The organism is Sulfurovum sp. (assembly GCF_015493435.1).
In the GTDB taxonomy this organism is placed as follows: Bacteria; Campylobacterota; Campylobacteria; order Campylobacterales; family Sulfurovaceae; genus Sulfurovum.
In genome coordinates this window covers 1-15,726 of the sequence record NZ_WGDD01000029.1, presented here as the reverse complement: position 1 = coordinate 15,726, position 15,726 = coordinate 1, and the positions used below count along the sequence as shown (strand labels likewise).

Below are 15,726 nucleotides of genomic sequence, written 5' to 3'. Positions count from 1 at the left end.
GATGGCAAACTCCAGCAACAATAGACGAAAGTTCATGGCAACAACCCTTCAAAGTGTAGGCCTGACAGCTCTTGGTGGATTGTTGTGGAGTGGATATACTGATGAAGCAAAGGCGGCAAAACTGATACTCAGACCGCCCGGAGCACTGCCTGAAGAAGATTTCCTCAAGGCATGTATCAAGTGTGGTATGTGTGCCGAGGCATGTGTTAACCGTGATACCAATATTGACAAAGAGACAGGCAAGCAGAGGCCGGGAACATTGAAAATGGCAAAAGGCGGTGACAACAAACTGATCGGAACGCCTTTTTTTGCGCCAAGAGATGTCCCCTGCTATATGTGCGATGACATACCGTGTGTACCTGTCTGCCCCTCTGGTGCACTGGATATGCCGAGCCTGCTTAATGCGAAAAAAGAGCTTGACATCAATAAAGCCAGGATGGGATTGGCCATAGTGCACAAAGAATCCTGTATCGCCTACTGGGGATTGCAGTGCGATGCCTGCTACAGAGCCTGTCCATTGCTCGATGAGGCACTGACACTGGATTATCAGAAAAACGATCGTACGGGCAAACATGCATTTTTGCTGCCGATCGTTCATTCTGATGTCTGTACGGGATGCGGACTGTGCGAAAAAGCATGCGTGACGGAAAAACCGGCTATCTTTGTACTCCCCCGGGAGTACTCTATGGGAAGAGCGGGTGACCACTATGTCAAAGGCTGGGACAAAAAAGACCAGCAGCGGGTAGGTGAACGCAACCTGAACAAAATAGAGACTAAAACAAAACGAAGCGAAGAATCGCCAATGGATTATTTGAACAAAGGAGTAGAGTACTAATGAAAAATATAAAGTATCTACTCCTCAGACGGGTAACTCAGATCGGGCTTTTGGTGCTTTATTTTGGGGCAAATGCCTATGGTTGGACTATTTTGAAAGGTACGTTCGGATCCTCTCTGCTTTTTGGTGTGATCCCTCTGGCTGATCCCTATACGACCCTGCAGGTTTTAGCCACAGGTTTTGTGTTGGGGTCCGATGTGCTTTTGGGAGCATTGATCATTACCCTTTTCTATATGGTAGTGGGAGGAAGAGCTTTTTGCAGCTGGGTATGTCCCATCAATATGGTGACGGACCTGGCCAACTGGCTTAGACGTAAACTGAATTTAGATAAAGAAGAAGTGAACTACCGTTTCCTCAAAAGACGGGCACGCTACTGGATCATGGTGCTGGGATTGATCGTTTCTGCCATAGTGGGTGTTGCAGCATTTGAAGTGCTGAGCCCTATCACTATTATGCAAAGAGGTATTATCTTTGGTTTCGGTGCAGGGATCTCAGTGGTGATTGCGATCTTCCTGTTTGACCTCTTCGGGGTCAAGAACGGCTGGTGCGGACACCTGTGTCCTTTGGGAGCGACCTATTCACTCATAGGCAAAACAAGCATTATCAGGGTGAAACACGACCATGAAGCCTGTACGGCATGCATGGAATGTAAAATCGTCTGTCCCGAAAATCAGGTTTTGCATATGATAAACAAAGAGAGCATTTCAGTCACAGACGGTGAGTGTACCAACTGCGGTCGGTGCATCGATGTCTGTAACGATGATGCTTTGGGATTTGGAATTAGAAGTTTTACAAATAAAACGAAACATTAAAGGAGAAGAAATGACAAAAGTTATAAAGGTAATTGCGCTTGGTTCACTGCTTGCATCTTCTGCATCTTATGCAGTAAGTACTGCAGCGTGTGCAGGCTGTCACGGACAGCATTTTGAAAAACACGCAATGGGAAAATCAAAGATCGTAAAAGATATGAGCAAGGCAGATATTCTGGTTGCTTTGAAAGGCTATAAAGCCGGTACGTACGGCGGAGCGATGAAAGGTCTTATGAAAGGGCAGGTCGCTTCTTTATCCAATGCAGATATGAAAGCCATTGCCGATGCTATTAAAAGCGGTGCCGGAACAGCAACGGACAAAGCGACAGCACATGCATCGGCAGCAGCGGTTGCACAGGCAAAAGTGATCGACATTAATGCCAAAGTATGTACTCCCCAAAGATTGAAAAAAGAAGATCTCGGCAACAAGAAAGTGGTCAGTACTACAACTCTTGGTTTGAGAAAATCTACACTGTTCAATGAAAATATTGAACCGGCAAAGATCAAATATGACAGGCCTGCACCGGGTGCTGCACCAAAGTTTGAGCGGGCCTATGTCAATGCACCGCCAATGATTCCCCACTCTGTAGACGGAATGCTTCCGATCACCAGAAAAAATAACCAGTGTCTTGGATGTCATATGCCGGATGTTGCCAAAAGTGTAGGGGCTACGCCTATTCCTCCGTCTCACTTCACGAACTACAGACCGACCACTGTCTACAAAAACGGAGAATTGGTCAAAGAAGGCAAAGTAGTCGGTATTGCAAAAGGTGATATGGGTAATGTCGGAGATATCAAACTGGCCAAAGTCAAAAAACTGAACCACCTTTATCAGGGAAGATACAATTGTACTCAATGCCATGCACCGCAGGCTGATGTGAAAACAGCTGTAGGAAATACATTTAAACCGGCTGGACTTACCGGTAAATTCAAATCACATTCCAATCTTGCCAATATGATGGATGAAGGTGTAAAATAGTGGCAGACAGAAGAGATTTTTTTAAGTCTTTTGTCAAACCGCTGCGGCAGACCAGGGAGGAAACTCCTCTTTGGGTACGGCCGCCTTATGGAAGCAGTGAATCTCTTTTTCAGAGCGAGTGTCCTGGCTGCGAAAGCCAAGCCTGTGTTACTTCCTGTGATGAAAAGATCATTTTTATAGCGGAGGACGGTATACCTGCGCTGACATTCAGGCAGAATGGCTGTACTTTCTGTGATGCGTGTGCCGAAGCCTGTGATGCAGGGGTTCTTTCATTGGAAAATGAAGGGACCTCTGCCTATTTGAATGCGGTATTTCGCATTTCTACAGAAGCATGTGTGGCACATGATGGTGTGATCTGCTATGCCTGCAAGGAACCGTGTATTGATGATGCTATTTTATTTAACGGATTATTCAATCCCGTGATCGATAATGAAAAGTGCAGTGCCTGCGGGTTCTGTATATCGCGTTGTCCGACACAGGCAATAAGTTATAGCGTGTATGCATTAAAAAATGAAGAGGATTTAGTATGAATTTAGAAGAGCAATACCCGAAATTATTTGAAAAACTGGAAGATAAAGATATTGAGATACGACATTTGTTAAATGTTGACGAAAATGAAGAAGATTATGATTCAGAAGAGTTTGAGTTTGATTTTGAAGACTATAATTTTATTATCTATATTGCTGAACCTGTGCAGAATGCTTTGGGCGAAGAGAAGATGGCCCCCCTTATTGAAAAGCTTGAAGCAAATGACGCTTTTGAAAACTTTGTGGCTTCCGAACATGACCTGTACGGAGTCAAGTCTAACCTGAATGGTGATGAGATCGCGGCATTGATACTGGATATGGTTGAGGGGATGGTATGATACGCCATCTGCTCCTATGGCTGATTGCAGTGGCGCTATGGGCGGTGCCGACATTCACACCTGTCCATGAGATCAAGATCAACGGTTTGGCAAAAGATATGGTACTTTCGGAGAACAGTCTGGTTATTGCCACTGACAATGGCCATATTGAAGTATACAGTGTGCCGGAATACAAAAAGATTAAAGAGATTTCTATTCCCGATATAAAAGACTTTATGGGAGATGTGATCCCTGCAAGGATTCTGAGTGCAGATCGTATCGGTGATGAATACCTGCTGCTTAGTGACAGTGGAAAAGGCGGTTATTCCAATCTGTTTCTTTATGACGGAAAACTGAAACAGTTATTTTCTCCCAAGGATCAAAAAGTCATTATTAAGGCCCGTTTTGTTGATAAAACCCATATTTTACTCGGATACCTGGGAGATGAAGCGGCACTGTTGGATACGACAAGCAACAAAGAACTGTATCGCGTCGTACTTGGTGAATCAAAATTTTCTGACTTTGCATTGGATGAAGACAGGTCGAAGGCTGTTTTTGCCTGTGAGAGCGGAATACTGACAGTCATTGATGTCAAAAGCGGAAAAATAATAAAAACCCTGCAGGGACAAAACCTTGACAATGTGTATAAGGTAGCTTTTAAAAAAGGTACGGTTGCCGCAGCGGGCAAAGACAGAAGAGGAGCCATTTATGATGTGCAGACAGGGAAAGGGTCGTATATTCTTGGAGATTTTTTTATCTACGCTACGGCACTGAGCCCCAGTGCAAGAAAAGTGGCCTTTGCCATGGATGAAAATAACGATATTTCCATATATAACACTTTCAGCAAGTCAAAATTGGCTGTGCTTAAAGGTCAAAAGAGTACACTTAATGTTATTATTTTTCAAAATGAAAACAGACTTTATTCCGCCAGTGATGATACGCATGTTATGGTGTGGGATATGAAGCAATAAAAAGGAGAACAAATGAATGTATCAAGTATTGTAGTGCAAGCTCTGCCGAAACACATTGATGACCTGGTAGAGGTTTTTAAGGAGGCGGATTATGCGGACTATCATCTGCACGACAAAGAAAAGGGAAAGATCATTGTCACGGTTGAAGGCAAAGGGGTAGAAGAAGAGATTGAAAAGCTGATAAAGATACAGCGGCTTGCGTATGTGATCGCAGCTGATATGATGATGACATACCAGGAAGATGAATTGGATGCGGAAGTGAAAAAACTCGAAGCGGAAAATCCGGTACCGGATGTGCTTCAGGATGAAGAGATCGATGTCAGAGATGTTGAATACCACGGTGACCTGAGACATAAAAAGTTGGGCTTCTAAGATGGCAGGCATATTTGAATCGGTGATCAGGACAAGCCCCCTGGGAAGATGGTACATTGAAGTGACAGATACCATGAAAGAAAATGCAGAACCGGAGATCTGTCTGGATGTGTATGAATATGCAGACAAGATAGAAGAATTGGGCAAAGAGTATGGCGGTGCAGTGGAAGTGATCTGGTCAAGTGACGACAATGTCACTCCTGAGCAGATCAATGAGGTGCGCATGCAGATGAATGCCTATGAAGCTGAACAGGAAGCCCAAAAAGACGGTGAAGCCCATATGCCTGACGGAACACCGAACTTTTCATCTGAATAGGACGCCTTTTGAACAAAGTCCAAAAGACTACGCTGACACTGTGTCAACTTCAGCAGTTAGCTCATGCGACTGGTCGCATTTTGGGAGGAGTAAAATGTTAAAGATTCTGAGGGAGATTTACGGGGTAGGCATCCTTTTCTTCTATTATATGAAGTATCTTATCCTGATAGGATGGCCGGTGCTCCGTTTCGGACTGGACTACAAAGACAATATCATTATTGATATCCTCTGGGTCTACTGTCTGTTACTGATGATCAAAGATATGATTCACAAATTTGTACTGAAGAAGAGCTACCGCGACAGTGCATCCTGCAGTCACACGACAAAAAAGAAGTAATCCCCAATCTGTCAATCGACCCTACATTTTTTTTTGCTATAATCAAACTAATTTATCTTAGAGGTGATGCAATGTTTGATGAAGCAAAAATATTTTTCGGTTCAACGGAAGAGACAAAAACGGACAAGACAGAGCGCCGCAGTCCCTATGACAATAATGTTGTAAGCATCGCGCAGGCATGTACAGCAGACGATACGACACGGGCACTGAAGATTGCCCGAAATGCAGCGAAAACAGCAGCAGGAACACCGCTTTCACAGCGTATCCTCTGGCTGGAAGATGTGGCAGAAAAACTTCACGAGAACAAAGAGGCTTTTGCCTTGACACTGACAAAAGAAGTGGCAAAACCCATTGCTTTTTCGCGTATAGAAGTAGATCGGTGTATCGAGACGATCAAACTGACGGTTCTTGAACTTGCCGGTCTTTCCGGAGAGACCATTCCTACAGATATTATGCCAAGCGGAAAGAAGACACTTGCCTATTTTAAACGCGAACCTGTAGGCGTTGTTGCCTGTATCACTCCGTTTAATTTCCCTTTGAACCTTGTCGCACACAAAATTGCACCGGCATTGGGAGCGGGAAACACGGTTGTACTCAAACCTACCCCTGAAGCACCGATGACTGCGTATATGCTGGCCAGACTTTTTGTGACATCACCCTATGCGGTCAAAGATGCTTTGTCTGTTGTTTATGGTGATGCAGAGGTCGGTTCCACCCTGGTGAAAAGCAGTATTCCGCGGGTTATTTCTTTTACGGGTTCTGTACCGGTCGGCCACATTATCATGTCCCAGGCGGGTATTAAAAAGGTCAGTCTTGAACTGGGAGGGAATGCCGCGACATATATTGATAAAAGTGCCGATCTTAAACTGGCAGCACAGCGCTGTGCCTTTGGTGCTTTCTATAATTCCGGACAGGTCTGTATTTCTCTGCAGAGGATATATGTCAATGCGGAAGTGTATGGAGAGTTCGCGACGCTCATTGCAGAGGAGACGGCAAAACTCAAAGTGGGCTCACCTTATGAAGAGGATACGTTCATGGGGCCGTTGATCGACAGTGAATCCAAAGAAAGAGCCGGGAACTGGATAGCATCAGCCAAAGCGGAAGGGGCAAGGGTCATTGCAGGAGGAAAAGAAGTCGACGGTCTCTTCCCTCCCACGGTCATGGCAGATGTAACAGATGAGATGAAGATTATTTGCGAAGAAGTGTTTGCCCCTATCGTCAGCCTGGTGGCTGTACCCGATTATGAGACAGCGGTAGAGAAGATGAATGATTCTCCCTACGGACTGCAGTTTTCCATTTTTACGAACGACCTGAAAATGACACGGACTTTTATTGACGAGGCACAGTGCGGGGGTGTGGTGATCAATGATATCCCGACCCTGCGTTTTGATGTACAGCCTTACGGCGGATCCAAATTCTCCGGTGTGGGACGCGAAGGTCCGAAATGGGCCCTGGAAGAATTTACAGAGATCAAATCCGTTGTGATTTGCTAAAGGATGGATATGGACTATATGTTTCAACCCGGATTTTTAGGGACCAGAGCTCCCTTCTTTATGGATTTTGTTACACTGATCGTGGCACTTCTGCCACTGCTTGTCGGTCTGGCAATCTTTGTTGCCAGATACCATCATTATACGCTGCACAGGATAATGCAGAGTACTATTTTTGTGCTCTCTCTGATCGTAGTGGGATATTTTGAATATGGTGTGCGTCTGGCAGGCGGATATGAAGCACTGGTACAAGGTACACATGTGTCACATCATTATCTGCTGGCAGTGCTGGTGCTCCATATTGTTATTGCTGTAGTGACACTGGGCATATGGTCGAGTACACTGCTTGCGGCACAAAAAAGCTACAGGCGCGGAGGGCTGCTTCCGGGTGTGGATTCCTATGTGCACAAACGGGCCGGTATACGTACGTTCATAGGTATTTCCCTGACTTCTCTCACGGGAATCTGGGTCTACCTGCTGCTGTTTGTGTTCTAAGCGATGAAAAAAGTTGCCGTTTCAGCCTGTCTGCTGGGAAAAAAATGCCGTTATGATGCGACAGACAACCGTAATGATGCCGTTATCAAAAAACTGGAAGGAGATGAAGTCATACCCTTCTGCCCCGAAGATTTTGCGTTTGGAAGCCCCCGGCCAACGATGGATCTGACCGAGACACCCAGGGGGATAAAAGCACTTTCCAACAGAGACGGTACGGATCTTGGCTGTGAAGTGGAAGCATATGCCGAACATTTTTTCAATGAACATCCCGATATTGCACTTTTTGTCGGAAAAGACAGGAGTCCGAGCTGCGGGGTATGCTCTGCAAAGCTTTATAACAGAGACAAAGTGCTTGTCAGTGACAAAGAAGCGGGACTTATGGCAAAAGAGGCACTCAGAAGAGGTATTGAATCCGTTGATGCGGAAGTATTTGTCACCCACCCATGCAAGGAAAAAAAATGATAAAAATGATTTTAGCGGTATTGTTAAGTACCTTGTCTCTGACAGCCAGTCTTCAACAGGAAGACATTACCAAGCAGGCAATTGTCAAAATTTATACGGTTTCCAAGGTGCTCAACTATCAGGAGCCCTGGAACAGTTCCACCAGAAGTTCAACAGGTTCAGGTGCCATTATTTCGGGTCACCGTATTTTAACCAATGCCCATGTCGTAGAGAACCATACTTTTATAGAGGTTGAGCGCTACGGACAGAGAAAGCGCTATATCGCCAAGGTTAAATTTGTGTCACATCAGGCGGACCTTGCACTGCTTGAGGTGAAAGATGAAGCATTTTTCAAGGGAGTGACGCCGCTGCAGTTCGGAAAACTGCCCAATATAGAGCAGAAGATCGTTGTGTACGGTTATCCGATGGGAGGCAGTACGCTCTCTGCGACCATCGGTGTGGTATCACGCATAGAACACCACCGGTATGCACACAGCGGAGAATCGTTCCTTGCGATCCAGGTCGATGCGGCAGTCAACCCCGGCAACAGCGGCGGACCGGCACTGTCAAACGGCAAGATCATCGGTGTGGTCATGCAGGTGATCAGGCGATCGCAGAATATTGGCTATCTGGTACCGGTTATTATGGTCAAACATTTTCTGAAAGATGTCAAAGACGGGAAGTGTGACGGATTTGCCGATCTTGGTTTGACAACACAAAATATGGAGAATCCGGCACTCAGGCACTATTATCACCTGGATGAAAATGAAACGGGCAAATTGATCGCAGAGATCGTTTACAACTCCTCGCTTAACGGTGTGGCCCGGAAGGGAGACATCCTTACGGCTATTGACGGTCACAAAATTGAAAATGACGGAACAATCGCTTTCCGGCCGCATGAATATACGGACTTTAACTATTATGTGGATAGAGATCAAATGTTTCAGACAGTAAAGCTCGATATTGTGCGTCAAGGAAAAAAAATGCAGATAGATGCCAACTTGACCCATACGGCAGATGATATTCTCCTGGTGAAGACCACCCGTTATGATGTGATGCCGACCTATTATATTTACGGAGGATATGTCTTTTCTCCTTTGACAAGGAACCTGCTGCTTTCTACCAACAGGAACAGGCTGGCCCTGAGTTATTTTGCGACACAGTGGCCCACCAAAAAGAAAAAAGAAGTGGTAGTACTCCTAAAGGTGCTTGCTTCGGATATCAGCCGCGGGAACAACAATGTCGGCATGTGGCCCATAGAGAAGCTCAACGGTGAGACTTTTGACAGCTTTCAAACCTTTTTTGAAAGACTCAGTACCGATCAGGGAAAATATATTATTCTCGAAGACAAAGACGGGGTACGTATGGTGATTGACAGGGAAGATGCACAGAAAAAACAGGCAGATATACTGCAAAAGTACAATATCGAGTATGACAGATCGATCGACCTTCGAAATGAAACAAAATAAAATAGAAAGAGCCAAAACGCTTCTTTTGCCGTATGATTTTCGCGAGAAACTCGAAAGCCTTGATCTTTCAGACTTAAATGAAGAAACACGGTTTTACCTCAAAAACTACGGGATCTACAATATCAAACTGAATCCTGAAAAATTTATGTTGCGTATGCGTATTGCAGGAGGAAGGGTCAGCCGGAAAGTATTGCATGTCCTTGCAGATACGGCAGAGCGGTATAAGCTGGAACTTCTCATTACCGCACGGGCGCAGCTGGAACTGCACGGGCTTGCTGCCGACAATGTTCTGGAAGTGTGGGAGTTGCTTCAAAAGGCCGATATCACCACGTTGCAAACTTTGACAGACAATTTTCGGAATATCGTCACCGATCCCTATGACGGACTGGAAAAAAACAGCCAAATAGAGACATATGCAATGATAGAGCAGATGCAGAATATCTTTCTGAACCGTCGGGAATGGATGGGGATGCTGCCCCGAAAATTCAATACGGCTATTTGCGGTACACAGAGTACACATGTTTCATTCTTTTCGAATGATCTTTTTTTCGGGCTTGCAGAAAAAGACGGGATGCAGGGGTTCAATCTTTACCTTGGCGGCAAAAATTCTGAAACGGCGCAGCATGCCGATATGTTTGTTCTGCCCGAAGATGTCCCGCTGATGTTTGAAGCTGTTGCCCGTGCCTACAGGAAGTACGGACTGAGGGGAAGCCGTTCAAAGACCAGGCTCTACCACCTGCTTGAAGAGATCGGCCTGGAAGTATTTGCAGCCCGTATCGCCGAATTTTATCCCAAAAAGATTTCCAAAGGCGGTACGCTTCAAATACAGAAAAATGCACCCTCTGCCTACCGGGAACTGAAAAACGGCACATACGGCTACTGCTGTCAGAGCAGATTCGGTGTCCTTGACATCAAGGTACTGAAGGCAGTACTGGCCTATGCAGAGAAAGAGGCACTTGCATTGCGGATCGGTACGGACCAGAACCTGTATCTTCTGGGACTCAAAGAGAAACGGGTGCCTTTTGAAACCATAAAGGGTGCATCCAACGTAACGGCATGTGCAGGAAGCCACTACTGTGCACTTTCTCTGTGGGATGTCAAGTCGGATGTTTCATATCTTCCGCTGGAGAAGATAGAAAAATACCAGATACAGATCGGATTCAGCGGATGTCTGAAAGGCTGCGGCAGACATCATCATGCCGATATCGGGCTGGTGGGGCTGCGTACCAATGTATTTGGAGAGACACAGAAAGCGGCAAGGGTTTTTATCGGCGGGATATACAGCCGGTGCGGATCACCTGCGCGACTTATTTTCCCTGTAGTTCCTCTGATTTATCTCAAGGGACTGATCGAAGCGGTCATTGAAGAGTTTGAGAACAGCGGGGAGAATGATTTTGAAGCGTTTTCCCTGCATCGTCTTGCACCGCTCAGCAGCGGTTTTGTCATGCTGTGGTTTCTCTCAAAACTTTATTTGAAGGAGGAAATCATTCTGGAGCATATTCCGGAAGAAAAACTGTACCACCAGTTGAGGCAACAGCCCGGGTTCCCTCTGTTTGACGAAGATGAGATGTATGTAAAGAGTATCGATGCCATGAAGCATGCATTATGGGACGATGTATCGGCTATTCATACTTCCTGAACTGCTCCAGCCAGGTTTTGTCTTCTTCAGAAAGGTTCCCCACGCGCTGTAAAAGTGTTTTTTTGATGGAGATGAGGTCTTCTTCAGAGAGGTAGGCGAGCAGATCGGGGTTGATGGCGGGGTCTTCCTTGCCGTATGCGATCAGTTTTTCTATTTCTGCAAGCAGTTCTTTTTTTGTTTTGTTCATTGGCTGCCTTGTTATGTGGCTGGTGCGGTCATACAATCCACCCTACATTTCATTTTTGTTATACTACCAGATGAATTACAAGTGAACAGTTAAAAATTAAAAATAAAAGGAAAAACATGTTAAATATTGGTGATACTGTACCTGATTTCTGTCTGCCGAACCAGGATGAAGAAGAGATTTGTCTGAGAGATATCAAAGGAAGATGGATCGTACTTTACTTTTACCCGAAGGACAATACCCCGGGCTGTACAACAGAAGCGTGTGATTTTACCGCTGCCCTGCCTGATTTTGAAGGGCTGAAAGCCATTGTTCTGGGTGTCAGTCCGGATTCTCCCCGGAAACACAGAAATTTTATAGAGAAAAAAGATCTCAAGATCACGCTTCTCTCCGATGAAGAGAAAGAACTTTGCCAGACATTTGGTGTCTGGCAGCTGAAAAAGAATTACGGACGTGAGTATATGGGCGTGGTCCGTTCTACATTTATTATCGATCCTGACGGCAAGATAGCCGCAAAGTGGGAGAAGGTCAAGGTTAAAGGGCATGTAGATGAAGTGAAAGTGAAGCTTGAAGAACTGCAGAAGCATTAATTGCTCTTCATACGCAAAATGGTGCTGTAGGGGTACAGCACCCTACCGTGCATAGTGAATGTCGTACAGGGTGACCGTCTCCCGGCGGCACCACATATCAGAGAACGAATTTCACCCGTTTCAAACAATCTTCAAAAACATTTCGGTATAATCGCGTTCCTTATTCTCTGATGAGGGTAAGCAAAACACATGTAGTTATTCCTTGCACGGTTGTGTGATCCTGATCATTCAGGATGAACATTGAGGACTACAGCGGATCAAACCAAGTGATGAAGCGATGCTTTTAACTGAGTATTTACAGCGTAAATATTCTATTATGATTATACCAAGGAGACAAAATGGTAACAATGAAAGACTTATTGGAGTGTGGAGTACACTTCGGACACCAGACAAGAAGATGGAATCCAAAAATGAAGAAATTCATTTTCGGTGCAAGAAAGAACATTTATATTATCGACCTTCAAAAAACACTTAGATATTTCAAATATACATACAATGTAGTAAGAGATGCAGCTGCCCAGGGACAAACAGTTCTTTTCGTGGGGACCAAAAAACAGGCGCGACAGGCAGTAAAAGAGCATGCCGAAAGATGTGGTATGCCTTACGTGGCGACAAGATGGCTCGGCGGTATGCTGACAAACTACCCGACTATGAAAAAGTCTATCAGAAAACTTGAGATCATCGAGCAAATGGAAGAGAACGGCCAGCTTGATATGCTGACTAAAAAAGAAGCATTGATGCTTTTGAGAAAGAAAGAAAAACTGAGCTCATATCTCGAAGGTTTCAGACATATGAAAAAACTTCCGGATATGATGTTCGTTATTGATGCTGTTAAAGAAAATATTGCCGTCAAAGAGGCAAAAAGAATGGGAATGAAAGTGGTTGCACCGCTTGATACGAACTGTGATCCTGATGTGATCGACTATCCTATCCCCGGAAACGACGATGCGATTAGATCTATCAACCTTTTCTGTAAAGAGATGGCTGAAGCGATCATTGAAGGTAAAGCGGCATACGCAGAAGCAAACGGCGGTGAAGCAGAAGAAGTGAGTGCAGGCGAGATGGAAGCAGTCATGGCTGAAGCAGCGGCAGAAGAAAAAGCAGCACCGGCGACAGAAGCTGAAGTAGAAAAACTCGCTGAAGAGAAAGCAGCACCCAAAGCAGAAGCGGCAGAAAAAAAAGGTGATGATCTTACCAAGATCGCAGGTGTCGGCAAAGTCTATGCAGGCAAACTCAATGACGAAGGTTTCTACACATTCAGTGATGTAGCGAACATGACGGATGAGCAGATCAACGTGATGGAAGAGAAGTACAGTTTCAAAGGAAACTTCAGAGATGCAGTAGCATCTGCAAAAGAATTGGCGGAGGCGTAATCATGGCAAACTTTGGACCTAAAGATATCAAAAAACTCAGAGAAATGACCGATGCAGGAATGATGGACTGTAAAAAGGCATTGACCGAAGCGGACGGCGATATGGACAAAGCCGTTGAATGGTTGAGAGACCAGGGTATGGGTGCTGCGGCTAAAAAAGCAGGAAAAGTAGCGGCGGAAGGTGCGATCGGTGTAAAAGTCGAAGGGCATAAAGCCGTAATCGTCGAGATCAATTCACAGACGGACTTCGTTGCACAGAACGACAAATTCAAAGCATTGATGGATACCGTTGTAAACCATGCGTTCGAGAACAATCTTGCTGATGCGGAAGCGATCAACAATTCAACGATCAACGGTGAGCCGTTCGCTGATTTTCTTTCCCAGCAAATTGCGGTTATCGGTGAAAAACTTGTGGTAAGAAGAGCAGCTCTTCTCGTTGGAGATGAAACGACTGCGGTAAACGGTTATGTTCACTCAAACGCACAGAACGGTGTGATCATCGAAGCGAAGTGTGATTCGGAAAAAACAGCGGAAGCGATGACTCCTGTACTCAAAGAAATAGCAATGCATGCAGCTGCGATGTCTCCAAGTACACTTTCCTATAAAGACTTTGATCCTCAATTTGTAGAGGAAGAGACCAAAGGAAGAATTGTAGCGATTGAAAAAGAGAATGAAGAGCTTAGACGTTTGGGTAAAACAGAAAAGAATATTCCGCAGTATATCTCTATGAGTCAATTGACTGATGAAGTCATGGCTGCTGCCGAAGAGGTGCTTAAAGCAGAACTCGCTGCCGAAGGAAAACCTGAAAAGATCTGGGACAGGATCCTTCCCGGCAAACTGGCAAGATTTATCTCTGACAATACTACCCTGGATCAGGAACAGTGTCTGCTTGACCAGAAATTCGTTATGGATGACAGCAAGACAGTACTTGAGTATGTTCAGGAGAAAGCAAAAGCAGCCGGCGGTTCTGCTGAGATCGTACACTTCGTGAGACTTGAAGTGGGTGAAGGTATTGAGGTTGAAGAAGAGGATTTCGCAGCTGAAGTAGCCAAGCAAATGGCATAAAACTCCTGCTTTACCGCATCTTTGAGGGAGTTTGTTCGGTCACATCTGGTACTAAATGCCGATACCCCTGTCGCTAAAGCGTAAGTGGGGTATACTTGATCGTATGCTCCCTCTCAACAATCCTCAAATTTACTGCAAATCAGAAATTTTCTACAATTTCTAACTTTTAATTTTTAATTTTCTGCCAGTTTATATCCCACACCATATTCCGTTTTCAAATATTTCGGTCTATTCCCGTTGTCTTCAATCTTTTTTCTGATATTTTTGATGTGGTTGTCGAGGGATCTGTGTGAACTGACAGCGGAGACGGATGCCATCAGTTTTTCTCTGCTGACAGTGGTGTTTATATTCTTCACCAGCATGGAGAGTATGCCGTATTCAGTCGAAGTAAGATCTAGTCTTTTACCCTTGTACAGTATGCTGTTTTCCCTAATTTCGAATATCTTCTTTTTTTCTTCGATATCTATACCTCTGCTTCTGCCTGTGTGTACCCATATTCTGGCTTCAAGTTCGTCCAGGTCCAGCGGTTTTACCATATAGTCGGAAGCACCATATCTGAATGCTGTCAGTTTGGTATGTTTGTCGCTGTATGCACTGACCACGATCACCGGTACGGCGATACGGTCTTTGATGTTTTTGAGCACTTCATATCCGTCGAAATCGGGTAGGCTCAAATCAAGCAGCAAAACATCGAATGCATCGTTGTTCAGATAAGACAATCCGTCACTTACACTGAAAACGGCCGTTATCTTAAAACCGTAATTTTCGAAATATTCGCATATTATATTGGCTGCATCTTCATCATCTTCGATGAGAAGTATTTTTATTTTTCGCATACTTAGTGATTCTCCGATATTGATGCTGTATTGCCATTTAGGGTAAAATACAGATTTAACAGATTTTAGTGTAATTTAGTTGAGATTTCTATTGTATGATTAGGTAGCGGTACTCATGAAGGGTTGAAATGATGAAAACTATTATCGGCACAATGAAGCGTGACAACTTGTCCCATATGCACTATTGGTTGCTTGTACTTTCGATAGCGCTGCTCTATCTTGTCTCAGCCAAGTTCAGTTTTGCCGTTTCTATGGAACACTCTGTCGTGACAATCGTCATTTTTGCAGCGGAAGGTATAGCGCTGGGTTCGGTACTCTATTTTGGCAAGAGAGTATGGCCCGGTATCTTTCTCGGACAGCTTGCCGTAGCGCTTAGTAACGGGCTTGGGCTGGTCCCTGCACTGGGTATTTCGGCAGGCAATTCGATCGAAGCGGTCATGGCTGTATCGCTCTTCAATTTCTACGGCATAGATACGAAACTTCGCAGACTCAGGGATGTGACAGGGCTTACGCTGATCGTGGTTTTGGTGCTGCAGCCTTTCAGTGCGCTTGTCGGCAACCTGTCACTGCTTGCGGGAGGAATCATAGATTCTGCAGAGTTCCTGAAATCGCTGCTTTCATGGTGGTTTGGCAATGTGATGGGGCAGCTTCTTTTCGCACCGTTTACGCTGCTGCTTCTGCA

19 protein-coding genes and 1 pseudogene are annotated in these 15,726 nt (G+C 45.0%); 18 read left to right on the top strand and 2 right to left on the bottom strand.

From position 1 onward, the window contains the following. The first annotated feature begins 1 nt into the window (after position 1). The 14 genes from napG to F8L24_RS04615 all read left to right on the top strand — a co-directional run bounded on the left by napG (position 2) and on the right by F8L24_RS04615 (position 10,997). Entirely contained in the window at positions 2-835 is an 834-nt protein-coding gene (napG, locus tag F8L24_RS04685; protein WP_294952435.1) for a ferredoxin-type protein NapG, read from the top strand. Continuing rightward, positions 835-1,647 (top strand): quinol dehydrogenase ferredoxin subunit NapH, encoded by an 813-nt coding sequence (gene napH, locus F8L24_RS04680; protein ID WP_294952432.1) that lies wholly within the window; start codon positions 835-837, stop codon positions 1,645-1,647. Before napG ends, napH begins: the two co-directional genes overlap by 1 nt. A gap of 10 nt (positions 1,648-1,657) precedes the next feature. Further along, positions 1,658-2,623 carry a nitrate reductase cytochrome c-type subunit gene (locus F8L24_RS04670; RefSeq protein ID WP_365937966.1) on the top strand — a complete coding sequence of 322 codons (966 nt, stop codon included), beginning with the start codon at positions 1,658-1,660 and terminating at the stop codon, positions 2,621-2,623. Continuing rightward, the gene (locus F8L24_RS04665; protein ID WP_294952429.1) at positions 2,623-3,153 is read left to right on the top strand and encodes a ferredoxin-type protein NapF; all 531 of its coding nucleotides are present in this window, start codon (positions 2,623-2,625) and stop codon (positions 3,151-3,153) included. The genes F8L24_RS04670 and F8L24_RS04665 overlap by 1 nt, the downstream gene beginning before the upstream one ends. After that, the gene (locus tag F8L24_RS04660) at positions 3,150-3,488 is read left to right on the top strand and encodes a hypothetical protein (RefSeq protein WP_294952426.1); all 339 of its coding nucleotides are present in this window, start codon (positions 3,150-3,152) and stop codon (positions 3,486-3,488) included. Before F8L24_RS04665 ends, F8L24_RS04660 begins: the two co-directional genes overlap by 4 nt. Then, complete coding sequence (locus tag F8L24_RS04655; protein WP_294952424.1) at positions 3,485-4,438, top strand: WD40 repeat domain-containing protein; 954 nt, start codon at positions 3,485-3,487, stop codon at positions 4,436-4,438. Before F8L24_RS04660 ends, F8L24_RS04655 begins: the two co-directional genes overlap by 4 nt. 12 nt (positions 4,439-4,450) lie before the next feature. Beyond that, a complete protein-coding gene (locus F8L24_RS04650) occupies positions 4,451-4,810 on the top strand; it encodes a chaperone NapD (protein ID WP_294952422.1) in 360 nt (119 codons plus the stop codon). A gap of 1 nt (position 4,811) precedes the next feature. Beyond that, positions 4,812-5,126 carry a hypothetical protein gene (locus tag F8L24_RS04645; protein WP_294952419.1) on the top strand — a complete coding sequence of 105 codons (315 nt, stop codon included), beginning with the start codon at positions 4,812-4,814 and terminating at the stop codon, positions 5,124-5,126. Between the two features lie 94 nt (positions 5,127-5,220). Next, complete coding sequence (locus F8L24_RS04640; protein ID WP_294952416.1) at positions 5,221-5,463, top strand: hypothetical protein; 243 nt, start codon at positions 5,221-5,223, stop codon at positions 5,461-5,463. Positions 5,464-5,534: 71 nt separating this feature from the next. Next, positions 5,535-6,956: an aldehyde dehydrogenase family protein gene (locus tag F8L24_RS04635; protein ID WP_294952412.1), complete on the top strand. Its 1,422-nt coding sequence runs from the start codon at positions 5,535-5,537 to the stop codon at positions 6,954-6,956. 9 nt (positions 6,957-6,965) lie between these two features. Then, positions 6,966-7,448, top strand: a complete 483-nt coding sequence (locus F8L24_RS04630) for a DUF420 domain-containing protein (protein ID WP_294952409.1) — start codon at positions 6,966-6,968, stop codon at positions 7,446-7,448. Between the two features lie 3 nt (positions 7,449-7,451). Further along, a complete protein-coding gene (locus F8L24_RS04625) occupies positions 7,452-7,910 on the top strand; it encodes a DUF523 domain-containing protein (RefSeq protein ID WP_294952406.1) in 459 nt (152 codons plus the stop codon). After that, positions 7,907-9,358, top strand: a complete 1,452-nt coding sequence (locus F8L24_RS04620) for a trypsin-like peptidase domain-containing protein (protein WP_294952403.1) — start codon at positions 7,907-7,909, stop codon at positions 9,356-9,358. Before F8L24_RS04625 ends, F8L24_RS04620 begins: the two co-directional genes overlap by 4 nt. Further along, positions 9,321-10,997 (top strand): nitrite/sulfite reductase, encoded by a 1,677-nt coding sequence (locus F8L24_RS04615; RefSeq protein ID WP_294952400.1) that lies wholly within the window; start codon positions 9,321-9,323, stop codon positions 10,995-10,997. Before F8L24_RS04620 ends, F8L24_RS04615 begins: the two co-directional genes overlap by 38 nt. Here F8L24_RS04615 and F8L24_RS04610 read toward each other — a convergent pair. Then, positions 10,981-11,184 carry a hypothetical protein gene (locus F8L24_RS04610; RefSeq protein ID WP_294952397.1) on the bottom strand — a complete coding sequence of 68 codons (204 nt, stop codon included), beginning with the start codon at positions 11,182-11,184 and terminating at the stop codon, positions 10,981-10,983. The genes F8L24_RS04615 and F8L24_RS04610 overlap by 17 nt on opposite strands. Before the next feature lie 116 nt (positions 11,185-11,300). Between F8L24_RS04610 and bcp the strand changes: the two genes are divergently transcribed. The 3 genes and pseudogenes from bcp (at position 11,301) to tsf (ending at position 14,208) form a co-directional block, all read left to right on the top strand. Further along, positions 11,301-11,771 (top strand): thioredoxin-dependent thiol peroxidase, encoded by a 471-nt coding sequence (gene bcp, locus F8L24_RS04605; protein ID WP_294952394.1) that lies wholly within the window; start codon positions 11,301-11,303, stop codon positions 11,769-11,771. A 338-nt stretch (positions 11,772-12,109) separates the two neighbouring features. Beyond that, positions 12,110-12,865 (top strand): annotated as a pseudogene (gene rpsB, locus F8L24_RS04600) (30S ribosomal protein S2); the annotation flags it as partial. Between the two features lie 281 nt (positions 12,866-13,146). After that, positions 13,147-14,208, top strand: coding sequence for a translation elongation factor Ts (gene tsf, locus F8L24_RS04595; RefSeq protein WP_294952391.1), 1,062 nt, complete (start codon positions 13,147-13,149; stop codon positions 14,206-14,208). Between the two features lie 173 nt (positions 14,209-14,381). On the opposite strand, the gene F8L24_RS04590 is transcribed toward tsf, so the two are convergent. Next, on the bottom strand, positions 14,382-15,044 hold the full coding sequence (locus F8L24_RS04590; protein ID WP_294952388.1) for a response regulator transcription factor: 663 nt from the start codon (positions 15,042-15,044) through the stop codon (positions 14,382-14,384). Between the two features lie 128 nt (positions 15,045-15,172). Between F8L24_RS04590 and F8L24_RS04585 the strand changes: the two genes are divergently transcribed. Beyond that, positions 15,173-15,726, top strand: a 554-nt coding sequence (locus tag F8L24_RS04585; RefSeq protein ID WP_294952386.1) for an MASE1 domain-containing protein, incomplete at its 3' end; no start/stop codon positions are given.

What these genes read in the sequence shown, in the direction of transcription:
- F8L24_RS04660 (WP_294952426.1), top strand. Translation starts at nt 3,150, where the DNA reads ATGAATTTAGAAGAGCAATACCCGAAATTATTTGAAAAACTGGAAGAT.
- F8L24_RS04610 (WP_294952397.1), bottom strand. Translation starts at nt 11,184, where the DNA reads ATGAACAAAACAAAAAAAGAACTGCTTGCAGAAATAGAAAAACTGATC.
- tsf (WP_294952391.1), top strand. Translation starts at nt 13,147, where the DNA reads ATGGCAAACTTTGGACCTAAAGATATCAAAAAACTCAGAGAAATGACC.
- F8L24_RS04630 (WP_294952409.1), top strand. Translation starts at nt 6,966, where the DNA reads ATGGACTATATGTTTCAACCCGGATTTTTAGGGACCAGAGCTCCCTTC.
- F8L24_RS04655 (WP_294952424.1), top strand. Translation starts at nt 3,485, where the DNA reads ATGATACGCCATCTGCTCCTATGGCTGATTGCAGTGGCGCTATGGGCG.
- F8L24_RS04625 (WP_294952406.1), top strand. Translation starts at nt 7,452, where the DNA reads ATGAAAAAAGTTGCCGTTTCAGCCTGTCTGCTGGGAAAAAAATGCCGT.
- F8L24_RS04645 (WP_294952419.1), top strand. Translation starts at nt 4,812, where the DNA reads ATGGCAGGCATATTTGAATCGGTGATCAGGACAAGCCCCCTGGGAAGA.
- bcp (WP_294952394.1), top strand. Translation starts at nt 11,301, where the DNA reads ATGTTAAATATTGGTGATACTGTACCTGATTTCTGTCTGCCGAACCAG.
- F8L24_RS04635 (WP_294952412.1), top strand. Translation starts at nt 5,535, where the DNA reads ATGTTTGATGAAGCAAAAATATTTTTCGGTTCAACGGAAGAGACAAAA.
- F8L24_RS04670 (WP_365937966.1), top strand. Translation starts at nt 1,658, where the DNA reads ATGACAAAAGTTATAAAGGTAATTGCGCTTGGTTCACTGCTTGCATCT.
- F8L24_RS04650 (WP_294952422.1), top strand. Translation starts at nt 4,451, where the DNA reads ATGAATGTATCAAGTATTGTAGTGCAAGCTCTGCCGAAACACATTGAT.
- napG (WP_294952435.1), top strand. Translation starts at nt 2, where the DNA reads ATGGCAAACTCCAGCAACAATAGACGAAAGTTCATGGCAACAACCCTT.
- F8L24_RS04620 (WP_294952403.1), top strand. Translation starts at nt 7,907, where the DNA reads ATGATAAAAATGATTTTAGCGGTATTGTTAAGTACCTTGTCTCTGACA.
- F8L24_RS04590 (WP_294952388.1), bottom strand. Translation starts at nt 15,044, where the DNA reads ATGCGAAAAATAAAAATACTTCTCATCGAAGATGATGAAGATGCAGCC.
- napH (WP_294952432.1), top strand. Translation starts at nt 835, where the DNA reads ATGAAAAATATAAAGTATCTACTCCTCAGACGGGTAACTCAGATCGGG.
- F8L24_RS04615 (WP_294952400.1), top strand. Translation starts at nt 9,321, where the DNA reads ATGACAGATCGATCGACCTTCGAAATGAAACAAAATAAAATAGAAAGA.
- F8L24_RS04640 (WP_294952416.1), top strand. Translation starts at nt 5,221, where the DNA reads ATGTTAAAGATTCTGAGGGAGATTTACGGGGTAGGCATCCTTTTCTTC.